Origin of the sequence: Achromobacter sp. 77 (assembly GCF_020541125.1) — a bacterium.
GTDB classification, from domain to species: domain Bacteria; phylum Pseudomonadota; class Gammaproteobacteria; order Burkholderiales; family Burkholderiaceae_B; genus Achromobacter; species Achromobacter mucicolens.
On the sequence record NZ_CP059848.1, the window covers coordinates 1524012 to 1537183 of the forward strand.

Annotated in this window: 11 protein-coding genes; 7 read left to right on the forward strand and 4 right to left on the reverse strand. The window is 66.2% G+C overall.

Features of this window, described 5'->3' with window-relative positions:
* Nucleotides 1-5: 5 nt before the first annotated feature.
* From H4P35_RS07000 to ompA, 4 genes are all read right to left on the reverse strand, one after another.
* Nucleotides 6-1184 carry an MFS transporter gene (locus H4P35_RS07000; protein ID WP_226848520.1) on the reverse strand — a complete coding sequence of 393 codons (1179 nt, stop codon included), beginning with the start codon at nt 1182-1184 and terminating at the stop codon, nt 6-8.
* A 378-nt stretch (nt 1185-1562) separates the two neighbouring features.
* Nucleotides 1563-2237 carry an HAD-IA family hydrolase gene (locus tag H4P35_RS07005; protein ID WP_062838600.1) on the reverse strand — a complete coding sequence of 225 codons (675 nt, stop codon included), beginning with the start codon at nt 2235-2237 and terminating at the stop codon, nt 1563-1565.
* Nucleotides 2234-2962, reverse strand: a complete 729-nt coding sequence (gene ubiG / locus H4P35_RS07010; protein ID WP_056322229.1) for a bifunctional 2-polyprenyl-6-hydroxyphenol methylase/3-demethylubiquinol 3-O-methyltransferase UbiG — start codon at nt 2960-2962, stop codon at nt 2234-2236. Before ubiG ends, H4P35_RS07005 begins: the two co-directional genes overlap by 4 nt.
* 148 nt (nt 2963-3110) lie before the next feature.
* Nucleotides 3111-3692: an outer membrane protein OmpA gene (gene ompA, locus H4P35_RS07015; RefSeq protein ID WP_056322232.1), complete on the reverse strand. Its 582-nt coding sequence runs from the start codon at nt 3690-3692 to the stop codon at nt 3111-3113.
* Between the two features lie 412 nt (nt 3693-4104).
* Here ompA and gyrA point away from each other — a divergent pair, with 412 nt between their 5' ends.
* Genes gyrA through cmk form a run of 7 tightly spaced genes read left to right on the forward strand, consistent with a single transcriptional unit; the run spans nt 4105 to nt 13033 of the window.
* A complete protein-coding gene (gyrA, locus tag H4P35_RS07020; protein WP_226848521.1) occupies nt 4105-6765 on the forward strand; it encodes a DNA gyrase subunit A in 2661 nt (886 codons plus the stop codon).
* Nucleotides 6765-7895: a 3-phosphoserine/phosphohydroxythreonine transaminase gene (gene serC, locus H4P35_RS07025; protein WP_056322236.1), complete on the forward strand. Its 1131-nt coding sequence runs from the start codon at nt 6765-6767 to the stop codon at nt 7893-7895. The genes gyrA and serC overlap by 1 nt, the downstream gene beginning before the upstream one ends.
* The gene (gene pheA / locus H4P35_RS07030; protein ID WP_056322239.1) at nt 7888-8973 is read left to right on the forward strand and encodes a prephenate dehydratase; all 1086 of its coding nucleotides are present in this window, start codon (nt 7888-7890) and stop codon (nt 8971-8973) included. Before serC ends, pheA begins: the two co-directional genes overlap by 8 nt.
* A gap of 10 nt (nt 8974-8983) precedes the next feature.
* On the forward strand, nt 8984-10105 hold the full coding sequence (gene hisC / locus H4P35_RS07035) for a histidinol-phosphate transaminase (protein ID WP_226848522.1): 1122 nt from the start codon (nt 8984-8986) through the stop codon (nt 10103-10105).
* On the forward strand, nt 10102-11004 hold the full coding sequence (locus tag H4P35_RS07040) for a prephenate dehydrogenase/arogenate dehydrogenase family protein (RefSeq protein ID WP_226848523.1): 903 nt from the start codon (nt 10102-10104) through the stop codon (nt 11002-11004). The genes hisC and H4P35_RS07040 overlap by 4 nt, the downstream gene beginning before the upstream one ends.
* 4 nt (nt 11005-11008) lie before the next feature.
* Nucleotides 11009-12331: a 3-phosphoshikimate 1-carboxyvinyltransferase gene (aroA, locus tag H4P35_RS07045; RefSeq protein ID WP_180099120.1), complete on the forward strand. Its 1323-nt coding sequence runs from the start codon at nt 11009-11011 to the stop codon at nt 12329-12331.
* Between the two features lie 15 nt (nt 12332-12346).
* The gene (gene cmk / locus H4P35_RS07050) at nt 12347-13033 is read left to right on the forward strand and encodes a (d)CMP kinase (protein ID WP_226848524.1); all 687 of its coding nucleotides are present in this window, start codon (nt 12347-12349) and stop codon (nt 13031-13033) included.
* The last annotated feature ends 139 nt before the right edge of the window (nt 13034-13172 follow it).

A 13172-nucleotide genomic window follows, 5' to 3' on the forward strand; every position in this document is an offset into this window, starting at 1 on the left:
CCGGCTCAGACGGCGTTGGCGCACGCCGCCTTGGACTGACGACGGCCGCGCGCCGCCGCCATCATCAGCGCGGCCAGGCCCACGGAAACCGCCACGATGATGGCGGCTGCGCCGCCCAGCGCCGCCAGGCCGTAGTGGTCGATCACGTGCCCGCCCACCACGGCGCCCAGGCCGATGCCGATGTTGGCGCCCGAGATGTTCAGCGACGCGGCAAAGGCGGGCGCTTCGGGGGCGGACTTCATCAGCCGCACGTGGCAGACGATGAACAGCGCGGCCTGGGCGATGCCCCAGATTCCCAGCGCCACCGCCAGCAGGCCATGCGACTGCATGGCGGGTGCAACGAACGTCAGGCCCACGGCCATCAGCGCCGAAAAAAGGGCCGTGGCGCCCAGCGGGCTGCGGTCCACGAGGCGCCCGCCCAGCGTGTTGCCGGCCAGTCCGACCGCGCCGAACGCCATCATTGTCCAGCCGACGGTCTCGCCGTCAAAACCGCCCAGGCGCTCGAGCATGTCGGCCAGGTAGGTGTAGGCAGTGAACATGCCCGTGAACACCAGCAGCGACAGCCACACGTGACTGACCACCATGGGATCGCGCAGGATGCGCAACTGCGTGACCAGGCGCACGCTGTCGGCCCGGACGCGCGTGCTGGGAAAGGTCAGGAGCAGCAGCAGGGCCTTGGCGAATGCCACCGCGGACAGCACCCAGAATGCGGCGCGCCACCCGAAGGCGTCCGAGATCAGCACGCCGATGGGAATGCCGAACACCGTGGCGGCCACGATGCCGAAGGCCACCGTCGAGATGGCGCGTCCGGCGCGTGCCGGTCCCACCAGTTCCACGGCGGTGGCGCTGGCCAGCGACCAGAACACCGGCAGCGCCAGCGCCGGCACGAAGCGGGCGATCGCCATGATCCAGATGTTGGGCGCCACCGCCGCCAGCGCATTGGACAGCCCAAACAGCACCAGCACGCCGATGAACAGGCGCTTGCGCTCCATGTTGGCCATGAGGGCGGTGAGCAGGGGGCCGGTCGCCGCGACGGTGAAGGCGAATAGCGTCACCAGCAGGCCGGCCTGGGAAACGGTCACGTTCAGGTCGCGGGCGAGGCCGGGCAGGAGGCCCACGATCAGGAACTCGGTGGTCAGGATGGTGAAGCCGGCGGCGGAAAGAAGCAGGATGGGCAAAAGCATAGGCATTCCTTGGGCGCGAGGCCGGAAGGCGCCGCGCGTGCAGGGAGTTGAAGGCAAGGTCTAAAAGGTCTGGCGTGCGCCACGCCAGGCAGGCGGGGCACGGTGCGACGGGACGCTGAGGGCCGTCAGCATGGGGAAGTCGCCGCGGCCTGCTTGGGCCACGACGCCGGCATGCGCCGGTAGCGAAGCGATCCGAAAAAGCCGGAGCGCGGTGTACGGTTCACACTTTAGGGGAGATTGCGGGGCGGATAAAGCCCCGGCGTCCGGATAGATTGTTCGGTCAGTTGCGCTAATAAGGCCGAACAGTGGCGGGCACCAGGCAGGTGCGGACGCCGCCCCGGCGGGACGGGCAGCCGCCGGGTCGCCCGTGCGCGACGGTCAGCGCAGGTCGCGCGGCAGCAAGGGCTCGATGGCCGCCCACAATTCCGTGGGCGAATTGGCGCAGGTTTCCGCCTGCCAGGCGATGACGTTGTCTTCTTCGCCCACGTAGCCATAGGCAGCTGCCACGGCGGGCATGCCGGCGGCGTGGGCAGCCTGAATGTCACGCAGGTCGTCGCCGACGTAGACGCAGCGGTCGATCTCAAAACCCGCTTCGCGCGCGGCGTGCTGCAGGGGCAGGGGGTGGGGCTTGGCGTGTGCGGTGGTGTCGCCGCAAACCAGCACGGCGCTGTCGCGCGTCAGGTCCAGGAATTCCACGATTGGCAAGGTCAGGTAGGTGACCTTATTGGTGACGATGCCCCAGGACATGCCCCGATTGCGGATATCGGCCAGCAGTTCCTCAATGCCCGGGAACAGCTTGCTGTGCACCGTCGAGCTGGCGGCGTAGTCTTCCAGGAACTGCAGGCGGGTGGGCTCGTAGTCCGGATGACCCGGTTGCAGGTCCAGCGCCACGCGCAGCAGGCCTCGCGCACCCTGGGACGCCACGGGACGCAGCGCCTCGTAAGCCATTGGCTCCAGGCCGCGGCGGGTGCGTTGCCGGTTCGCGGCGGCTGCCAGGTCGGGGGCGGTGTCGGCCAGCGTGCCGTCGAAATCGAACAGGATCAGGGCGCTCATTTACGGGTAGCCATCAGGTAGTTGACCGAGGTGTCGGACGACAGCGAGTAGATCTGGGTGATCGGGTTGTATTCCATGCCGCGCATGCTCACCGGCTCCAGCGCGGCGCCGCGCGCCGCGGCCGACAGTTCGCTCGGCTTGATGAACTGGTCGTAGGTATGCGTGCCGCGCGGCAGAAGGCGCAGGACATATTCCGCGCCGATGATGGCGAACACGAAGGACTTGGCGTTGCGGTTCAGGGTCGAAAAGAACACCCAACCGCCCGGTTTCACCAGGGTCGAGCACGCGCGCACGATCGAGGCGGGATCCGGCACGTGTTCCAGCATTTCCATGCAGGTCACCACGTCGTACTGGCCGGGTTGCTCGGCGGCCAGTTCCTCGACGGGCACCTTGCGGTACTCCACCTTCACGCCCGATTCCAGACCGTGCAGGCGCGCGATCTTCAGGGACTTGTCGGCCAGGTCGATGCCGGTCACCTCGGCGCCGCTGCGGGCCATGGCTTCCGACAGGATGCCGCCGCCGCAGCCAACGTCCAGCACCTTGCGGCCGGCCAGGCTGCCCGCGCATTCCTGGATCCACTCCAGGCGCAGCGGATTGATGGCGTGCAGCGGCTTGAACTCGCTTTCGGGATCCCACCAGCGGCTGGCCAGGGCGCTGAACTTGTCGATTTCGGCCTGGTCGGCGTTGACGGAGGCTTGCGCGGTGTCGTGAGTTTGCGTGTTCATGGGCGGTCCGGCGTAAGGCTGCTCTATATATAGAGGGGTCCAGCGCGCTAGGCGAGGAGAGGGCTCGGCGCTGCATCCGACGGGCTCGGCGCAGGCGAAAAAAAGGGCCTCGCTATGCGAGGCCCCTTTATTGTAGCTAGTCCAGCAATTACTTGCGGCTACCCACGATTTCGATCTCAACGCGACGGTTCTGGGCGCGGCCTTCCTTCGTCTTGTTGGAAGCGATCGGCTGCAGTTCGCCCTTGCCTTCCGTATAGATACGGTTGGGGTCGATGCCCAGGCTGACCAGGTAAGCCTTGACCGAAGCGGCGCGGCGCTCGGACAGCTTCTGGTTGTACTGTTCGGTACCGATCGAGTCGGTGTGGCCGACGGCGATGATCGTTTCCAGATCGATGGTGCTGGCTTGCTGAGCGACTTGCTGCAGCAGTTGGCGACCTTCGGGCTTCAGGGTCGACTTGTCGAAGTCGAAGAACGTGTCAGCATTGAACACGACCTTTGCCGCCATCGGGGCCGGCTTCGCCTTCTGCTGGGCAACCGGGACGCCGTCGCAACCGGGGATGCCGGTGGCCGGGGTCCAGAAGGCATCGCGCCAGCACAGTTCGTTCGTACCGTTCTTCCAAACGTTACCGAACGGGTTGCGCCAGTTGTCCACGGTTTGCGCGGAAGCTACACCAGAGGCCGTGACGGCGGCGAAGGCGAGCGCCAGAGCGAATTTGGAGGGTTTGTTCATGTTTCTCCTCGTTGAGCTTGAAGCTGGATAAGTGACTCGCAGCGAACCCCCGCCGCATATCAGGAAAACGGGGCCAGTATAGCAACGCCAAGAGCTGGTTCAAAGGAATAGCTACTGGGTTTCCTGCGTGCTGGAAACAATCTTAAGGCATTTGGGGGGCTTTGGCTTCCCTGGACAGGCGCATTAATGCTGGATATGACGTTTTCGGCACTCCTGCCGTTTCCCATGTTGGTTTTTGACAACAGGGCCGCGGGGCGCGGGCGGGCTTGGCCGGGCGGCGTTTCCGATCGATCCGTCGCGGTCCGCTTGCGGCGCCTTCCGACGGCCCATCCGACCGGTCCCTCAATCGAATGATAGAATTTCCTGTTTACCCGGCCCGGGTTCCTCCTTACACGATTCTGTCGTTATATATATGGATTCCTTTGCCAAGGAGACGCTTCCGGTATCGCTGGAAGAAGAGATGCGCCGCAGTTACCTCGATTACGCGATGAGCGTGATCGTCGGTCGGGCGCTACCGGATGTGCGGGACGGCTTGAAGCCCGTCCACCGGCGCGTGCTCTACGCGATGCACGAGCTGAACAACGACTGGAACCGCGCCTACAAGAAGTCCGCGCGTATCGTCGGGGACGTCATCGGTAAGTACCACCCCCACGGCGACCAGTCCGTCTACGACACCATCGTCCGCATGGCGCAGGATTTCTCCATGCGCTACATGCTGGTCGACGGGCAGGGCAACTTCGGTTCCATCGACGGCGACAACGCCGCCGCGATGCGTTACACCGAAATCCGCCTGGCCAAGATCGCGCACGAGCTCCTGGCCGACATCGACCAGGAAACCGTCGATTTCGGACCCAACTACGACGGTAGCGAACAGGAACCGCTGCTGCTGCCGTCGCGCCTGCCCAACCTGCTGGTCAACGGCAGCTCGGGCATCGCGGTGGGCATGGCCACCAATATTCCGCCGCACAACCTCCAGGAAGTGGTCGACGGCTGCCTGTACTGCCTGCGCAATCCGGCGTGCACGGTCGATGAGCTGATCGAGCTCATCCCGGCGCCGGACTTCCCCACGGGCGGCATCATCTACGGCATGTCCGGCGTGCGCGAAGGCTATCGCACGGGTCGCGGCCGCGTCATCATGCGCGCCAAGACGCACTTCGAAGACATGGAGAAGGGCAATCGCCAGGCGATCGTGATCGACGCGATTCCCTACCAGGTCAACAAGAAGACGCTGCAGGAACGCATTGCCGAGCTGGTCAACGACAAGAAGATCGAAGGCATCTCCGACATCCGCGACGAGTCCGACAAGGACGGCATGCGCCTTGTCATCGAGCTCAAGCGCGGTGAAGTGCCTGAGGTCGTGCTGAACAACCTCTACAAGAACACCCAGCTGCAGGACACCTTCGGGATGAACCTGGTGGCGCTGGTCGACGGCCAGCCCCGCCTGCTCAACCTGAAGCAGATGATCGACTACTTCCTGCAGCATCGCCGCGAAGTGGTCACGCGCCGCACCGTGTTCCAGTTGCGCAAGGCCCGCGAGCGCGGCCACGTGCTGGAAGGCCTGGCGGTTGCGCTGGCCAACATCGACGATTTCATCGCGATCATCAAGGCAGCGCCGACCCCGCCGGTGGCCCGCCAGGAACTGATGGCGAAGTCCTGGGATTCGTCGCTGGTGCGTGAAATGCTGTCGCGCGCCGACGGCGACACGCCGGGAGGCCGCGCGGCCTTCCGTCCGGACGACCTGGGCGTCGAGTTCGGCCTTCAGGGAGACGGCCTGTACCGCCTGAGCGACACCCAGGCCCAGGAAATCCTGAACATGCGCCTGCAACGCCTGACCGGGCTGGAGCAGGACAAGATCGTCGGCGAATATAAGGACATCATGTCCACCATCGCCGACCTGCTGGACATCCTGGCCCGTCCCGAGCGCATCACGACGATCATCAGCGAAGAACTGCAGGCCATCAAGGCCGAGTTCTCGACCGGCGCCAAGGATTCGCGCCGTTCGGAAATCGAACTGAACGCGACGGAACTGGATACCGAAGACCTGATCACGCCGACCGACATGGTCGTGACGCTGTCGCACGGCGGCTACATCAAGAGCCAGCCGTTGTCCGAATACCGTTCGCAAAAGCGCGGCGGACGCGGCAAGCAGGCCACGGCCATGAAGGAAAACGACTGGATCGACCAGCTCTTCATCGCCAATACGCACGACTTCCTGCTGTGCTTCTCGAACCGCGGCCGCGTCTACTGGCTGAAGGTCTGGGAAGTGCCTCAGGGCACGCGTAATTCGCGCGGCAAGCCGATCGTCAACATGTTCCCGCTGGCCGACGGCGAGAAAATCACGGTGGTGCTGCCGGTCAAGGAATTCAGCGAAGACCACTTCGTCTTCATGGCGACCTCGCGCGGCACGGTCAAGAAGACCCCGCTGTCCGACTTCTCCAACCCGCGCAAGGCCGGCATCATCGCCGTCGACCTTGACGATGGCGACTACCTGATCGGCGCCGACCTCACGGATGGCAAGCATGACGTCATGCTGTTCTCGGACGCCGGCAAGGCCGTGCGCTTCGACGAGAACGACGTGCGTCCGATGGGCCGCAATGCCCGCGGCGTGCGCGGCATGATGCTCGAAGACACGCAGACCGTGATTGCGCTGCTGGTCGCCGGCGACGAAACGCAGACGGTGCTGACCGCCACCGAAAACGGCTACGGCAAGCGCACGCCGATCGCGGAGTACACGCGCCACGGCCGCGGCACGAAGGGCATGATCGCCATCCAGACCACCTCGCGTAACGGCAAGGTCGTGGGTGCGGTGCTGGTCACGCCCACGGATGAAATCATGCTCATCACCACTGGCGGCGTCCTGGTGCGCACCCGCGTCGCGGAAATCCGCGAAATGGGCCGCGCGACGCAGGGCGTCACGCTGATCAACGTCGACGATGGCAGCACGCTGTCCGGCGTGCGCCGTGTCGTGGAAAGCGATGCGGACGACGACGGCGAACTGGACGAAGACGGCCAGCAAGCCGGTGGCGACGACAGCAGCGACCCAGCAGATTCGACGGAACCTACGGAGCAATAATGGCCCGCCCCTGGAACTTCTCGGCCGGCCCCTCGGTCCTGCCCGAGGTGGTGCTGCAGCAAGCCGCTGCAGAAATGTTGGACTGGCACGGCAGCGGCATGTCCGTGATGGAAATGAGCCATCGCGGCAAGCATTTCGTGCAGATCTGCGATGAAGCAGAGTCCGATCTGCGCGACCTGCTGGGCCTGCCGGCGGACTACGCCGTCATGTTCATGCAAGGCGGCGGTTCCGGGGAAAACGCCATCGTTCCCATGAATCTCATGGGACGCCGCGGCGCGCCGGCCGCGGACTTCGTCGTGACGGGCCATTGGTCCAAGCGCTCGTACAAGGAAGCCGGCCGCTACGGCAGCACGCATATCGCGGCCAGCTCCGACCACGCCACCCAGATCGACGGCCGCGAGCAGGCGCCCTTGACCTGGGTGCCGGCTGCCGATACCTGGCAGGTGCGCAAGGAATCGGCCTACCTGCACCTGTGCAGCAACGAGACTATTGGCGGCGTCGAGTTCCTGGATTGGCCCGACACCGCCGACCTGGGCGCGCCCGACGTGCCGCTGGTCATCGACGCTTCCTCGCATTTCCTGTCGCGCCCGATGGACGTGACGCGCTGCGGCATGATGTACGCCGGCGCGCAGAAGAACGCTGGCCCGGCCGGCGTCACCATGGTCATCGCGCGCCGCGACCTGATCGGCCAGGCATTGCCGATCTGCCCGTCCGCGTTCGACTACGCCAACGTGGCCGCCGAACACTCGCGCTACAACACCCCGCCCACTTTCGCGATCTACATCGCGGGCCTGGTGTTCAAGTGGGTCAAGGCCAACGGCGGCGTGGCTGGCATGGAAGCGGCCAACAAGGCCAAGGCCGACCTGCTGTACGGTTATCTGGACAGCACCAGTTTCTACCGCAATCCCATTCACGCGCCCGTGCGTTCGCGCATGAACGTGCCGTTCGTGCTGCATGACGAGTCGCTCAACGACGCCTTCCTGAAGGGCGCCGAGGCAGCGGGCCTTACGCAGTTGAAGGGCCACAAGAGCGTGGGCGGCATGCGCGCCTCTATCTACAACGCGCTGCCGCTCGAAGGCGTGAAGGCGCTGGTCGAGTACCTGAAGGACTTCGAGCGCCGCCATGGATGAAGAGCTGCAGCGCAAGCTGCTTCCCCTGCGCAAGCGTATCGACGACCTCGATGCGCAAATCCTTGATCTCCTGTCGCAGCGCGCCCGCGCCGCGCTGGAAGTGGGCGAGGCCAAGCACGCGGCGCACGCCGATGGCCCCGTGCTGCGGCCCGAGCGTGAGGCCGAAGTCATCCGCCGCCTGCAGCAGATCAATCCTGGTCCGTTTCCGAATGCCGGCGTTGCGTCGGTCTGGACCGAAATCATTTCCGCATGCCGCGGCCTTGAACGCGGCATGACGGTCGCGTTCCTGGGCCCGCAGGGTTCGTTTTCGGAACAGGCCGCGCTGGAACACTTCGGGCATGCGGTGCAGAAGCTGCCTTGCGCCTCGTTCGACGAAGTCTTCCGGGCCGTTGAGGCCGGGCAGGCCGACGTGGGCATGGTGCCTGTCGAGAATTCGACCGAAGGCGCCGTCAACCGCAGCCTGGACCTGCTGCTGAACACCCCGCTCAAGATCCTGGGCGAGCGTTCGCTGGTGATTCGTCATTGCCTGATGTCGCAATCGGGCAGCATGGACGGCATCAAGACCATTTCCGCGCATCCGCAGGCGCTGGCCCAGTGCCAGGGCTGGCTGACGCGCAACTATCCCGACGTCGAGCGCGTGGCCGCGTCTAGCAACTCCGAAGCGGCGCGCGCTGCCGCCGGAGATCCGACCATCGCGGCGATTGCCGGCGATGTCGCGGCGCCTGCCTGGAACCTGCAGATCATCGCCGCCGGCATCCAGGACGACCCGCACAACCGCACCCGCTTTCTGGCGATCGGCAACATCGAGCCGCTCGTCAGCGGCAAGGACAAGACCAGCCTGATCCTGGCGGTGCCCAACCGCGCGGGCGCCGTCTATGAAATGCTGGCGCCCATGGCCGCCAACGGCGTGTCGATGACGCGCTTCGAGTCGCGCCCGGCGCGCACCGGCCAGTGGGAATACTATTTCTACGTCGACGTCCTGGGCCACCGGAACGACCCGAATGTCGAGCGCGCCCTGGCAGCCCTGCAGGCGCAGGTTGCCTACCTCAAAGTGCTGGGCTCGTACCCGGCGCAGTGAATCCCACATCATGACCCACGCATCCAAGCCCCTCGTTGCCCCCGCGCACGTCAGTGCCATTGCCCCGTACCAGGCCGGCAAGCCGATTGAAGAACTGGCCCGCGAGTTCGGGCTGGATCCGGCCACCATCGTCAAGCTGGCTTCCAACGAAAACCCGCTTGGCATGCCCAAGTCGGCGCGCGCGGCCATGCTGGCCGCCGCCGAATCGCTGGCGCGCTATCCGGATCCCAACGGTTTCGACCTGAAGGCGGCGCTTGCCGAACGCTATGGCGTGCCGATGAACTGGATCACGCTGGGCAACGGTTCCAACGACATCCTGGAAATCGCCGCGCTCGCGCTGCTGGAACCGGGCACTTCGGCGGTGTACGCGCAGCACTCGTTTGCGGTCTACCGCCTGGCCACGCAGGCGCGCGGCGCGCGCCACATCGTGGTGCCCGCCGTCGACCACGGCCATGACCTGGATGCGATGTTCGAGGCGATCGCCGACGACACGCGGCTGGTGTTCATCGCCAACCCGAACAACCCGACCGGCACTTTCGTGCCGGGCGAGAAGGTCGCCGAATTCCTCGAACGTGTGCAGGCCGCCCACGGCGACCGCGTCACCGTTGTGCTGGACGAGGCCTACAACGAATACCTCGACCCCGAATTGCGCTTTGACAGCACCGCGCTGGTGCGCCGCTATTCGAACCTGATCGTGTCGCGCACGTTCTCCAAGGCCTATGGCCTGGCGGGCCTGCGTGTCGGGTTCTCGGTCGCGCAGCCCGGCCTGACCGATCTGCTGAACCGCGTGCGCCAGCCGTTCAACGTCAACACGCTGGCCCAGGCCGCGGCCATCGCCGCGCTCGGCGATGCGGATTATCTGGAAGAGGCCTACGCCTCCAACAAGGCGGGCAAGGCCCAGCTCTGCGCCGCGTTCGACAAGCTCAACCTGCGTTACGTGCCCAGCTACGGCAACTTCGTGCTGGTCCACGTGGGCGACGCGCCGCGCATCAATCTTGAACTTCTCAAGCGTGGCGTCATCGTGCGTCCGGTGGCCGGCGACGGCCTGCCGGAGTGGTTGCGCGTGTCCATTGGACTGCCCCATGAAAACGCCCGATTCATCGACGCCCTGACCGCCATCCTGACCGCATGAACGACGCGTTACCTTCTTCCGATCAGGGGGCCGCGGGCCCCCTGATTCCTGTGTTGGCAGTGGTTGGCGTCGGCTTGATCGGCGGTTCGTTCGCGGCGGCCTTGCGCCAAGCCGGGCAGGTCGGCAAGGTGCTGGGCGTGGGACGCAACGCGCAGTCGCTGGAACGCGCCGTCGCGCTGGGCCTGATCGACGAGGCCGTGCCGGCCGAAGCCGCGGCCGCCCATGCGGATCTCATCATGCTGGCCACCCCGGTTGGCGGCCTGACCAACGTGCTGTCGCAGATGCGGCCGCACCTTGCCCCAAATACCATCCTGACCGATGGCGGCAGCACCAAGGCCGAGGTGGTCGACGCCGCGCGCGAGGCGCTGGGCGACCGCATAGGCCAGTTCGTGCCGGGCCACCCCATCGCGGGTGCCGAGCGTACCGGGCCGGAGGCGGCGGACGCCAGCCTGTATCGCGGGCGCACCGTCATCCTCACGCCCGTGCCGGAAAACCAGGCGGCCGCCCTGACGCTTGTGCGCCGGGCCTGGCAGGCCTGCGGCGCGGACGTGATCGACATGGAGGCGGGCGCGCACGACCGTGTGCTCGCGTCGGTCAGCCATCTTCCGCATCTGCTTTCCGCGGTGTATATGGAACAGGTGGCCACGGCCGCCGACGCCCAGACCCGGCTTGACCTGGCGGGCAGCGGCTTTCGCGACTTCACCCGTATCGCCGCCGGATCGCCCGAGATGTGGCGCGACATCTTTCTGTCCAACCGCGACGCGATGCTGGCCGAACTGGCTGCGTTGCGCGGGGTGCTGGACCGTGCCGAGCGCGCTATTGCCGATGGCGACGGCGAGGCTTTGCTGACGTTGCTGGACACGGCGGCGCGTGCGCGCCGCGGCTGGCGCAAGGAGTAGTTCAATGGGCGCTTTGCCTTACCTCGATCTGCCGCGCGTGCGGCGTGCGCAGGGCATGATGGCCTTGCCGGGATCCAAGAGCATTTCCAACCGCGTGCTGCTGCTATCGGCCATTGCCGAGGGCTCGACCGTCATCACCGGCCTGCTGGACTCCGACGATACCCGCGTCATGCTGGCTGCGTTGCGCCAGTTGGGCGTGCAGGTGTCCGACCTGGACGCCGGCCGCGTGACGGTGCAGGGCGTGCGCCGCTTTCCGGTGGAAAGCGCCGACCTTTTCATGGGCAATGCCGGCACCGCGATCCGCCCGCTGACGGCGGCGTTGGCGCTGATGGGCGGCGACTATCGCCTGTCCGGCGTGCCGCGCATGCACGAACGCCCCATCGGCGACCTGGTCGATGCCCTGAACGCGCTGGGCGCGCGCATCGAATACCTGGGGCAGCCGGGCTATCCGCCGCTGCACATCGGCCGCGGCGACATCGCCGAGAACGCGGTGACGCGCGTGCAGGGTTCGGTGTCCAGCCAATTCCTGACCGCATTGCTGCTGGCCGCGCCGCTGCAGGCGGCGCGCAGCGGCAAGCCGGTGACCATCGAGGTCGTGGGCGAGCTGATCTCCAAGCCTTATATCGAAATCACCCTGAACCTGATGGCGCGCTTTGGCGTGCTGGTGCAGCGGGATGGCTGGAGCCGCTTCGTGGTGGAGGCGGGCGCGGCTTACCGGAGTCCGGGCGAGATCGCCGTGGAAGGGGACGCATCGACGGCGTCGTATTTCCTGGCGCTGGGCGCCATCGGCGGCGGCCCCGTGCGGGTGACCGGCGTGGGCGCCGACAGCATCCAGGGCGACGTGGGATTCGCGAGCACCCTGGCCGACATGGGCGCCCAGGTCACCTACGGCCCGGGCTGGATCGAAGTCTCGGGTGTGCAGGTCGCTGACGGCGCGCGCCTGAAGGCTTTCGACACCGATTTCAACCTGATTCCCGACGCCGCCATGACGGCCGCTGCGCTGGCCCTGTATGCCGACGGCCCCTGCCGGCTGCGCAACATCGGCAGCTGGCGCGTCAAGGAGACGGACCGCATCCACGCCATGCAGACCGAGCTTGAAAAGCTGGGTGCACGGGTGGAATCCGGCCCCGACTGGCTGCAGGTGACGCCGCCGGCGCAGGACGCCTGGCGCGATGCGCACATCGGCACCTGGGACGACCATCGCATGGCCATGTGCTTCTCGCTGGCGGCATTTGGCCCGGCGGCGGTCCGCATTCTCGACCCCGGTTGTGTCAGCAAGACGTTCCCGGGTTACTTTGACGTCTACGCCGGCCTGGTGTCGGCCTAGCGCTGCATGGCATCCATGACTTCGACAGCTTCAACTTCCGCCTCACCGGCCCCGGTCATCACGATCGACGGCCCCACCGCGTCCGGCAAGGGCACCGTGGCCCATCGCGTCGCGAAGGCGCTGGGCTGGGCCGTGCTGGACAGCGGCGCGCTATACCGCCTGACGGCGCTGGCCGCCATCAACCGCGGCGTGGCCGCCGAGGACGAGCCCGCCGTGGCGCGCGTGGCCGAGACGCTGGATGTGCGTTTCGAAGGGCCGCACGTGTACCTCGAGGGCGCCGATGCGGGCCATGACATCCGCCGCGAGGAAGTGGGCAATTTCGCGTCCCGCGTGGCTGCTTTCCCGGGCGTGCGGCAGGCGCTGCTCGAGCGCCAGCGCGCCTTCCGGCTGCCGCCGGGCCTGGTCGCGGACGGCCGTGACATGGGCACCGTCGTGTTCCCGGATGCGTCCCTGAAGGTCTTCCTGGTGGCCGACGTTGTCGCCCGGGCGGAGAGGCGGCGTAAGCAGTTGATCGAAAAGGGAATTTCTGCTAATCTAGACGACCTTTTGCGGGATATGCGCGAGCGTGATGCGCGCGATACCGGGCGCGCCACCGCGCCGCTCGCTCCCGCAGCAGATGCACACGTGCTGGATTCGTCCAACCTGACAATCGCAGAAACGGTGCAGGCAATACTGGATTTCTGGCAGCACGCCAACCAGTGACGCGCTAGGCAGCATTTAAAGCAGTTTTTTGATTAGGCCCTGCTCAAGCCAGGCGACTCCCCCACGGGCCACCCCGCAAGGGTCAGCCAGCCGGCAGGTATTTTGACTCCACTGTGGCGGGCAATCCGCTGCGGTGTGT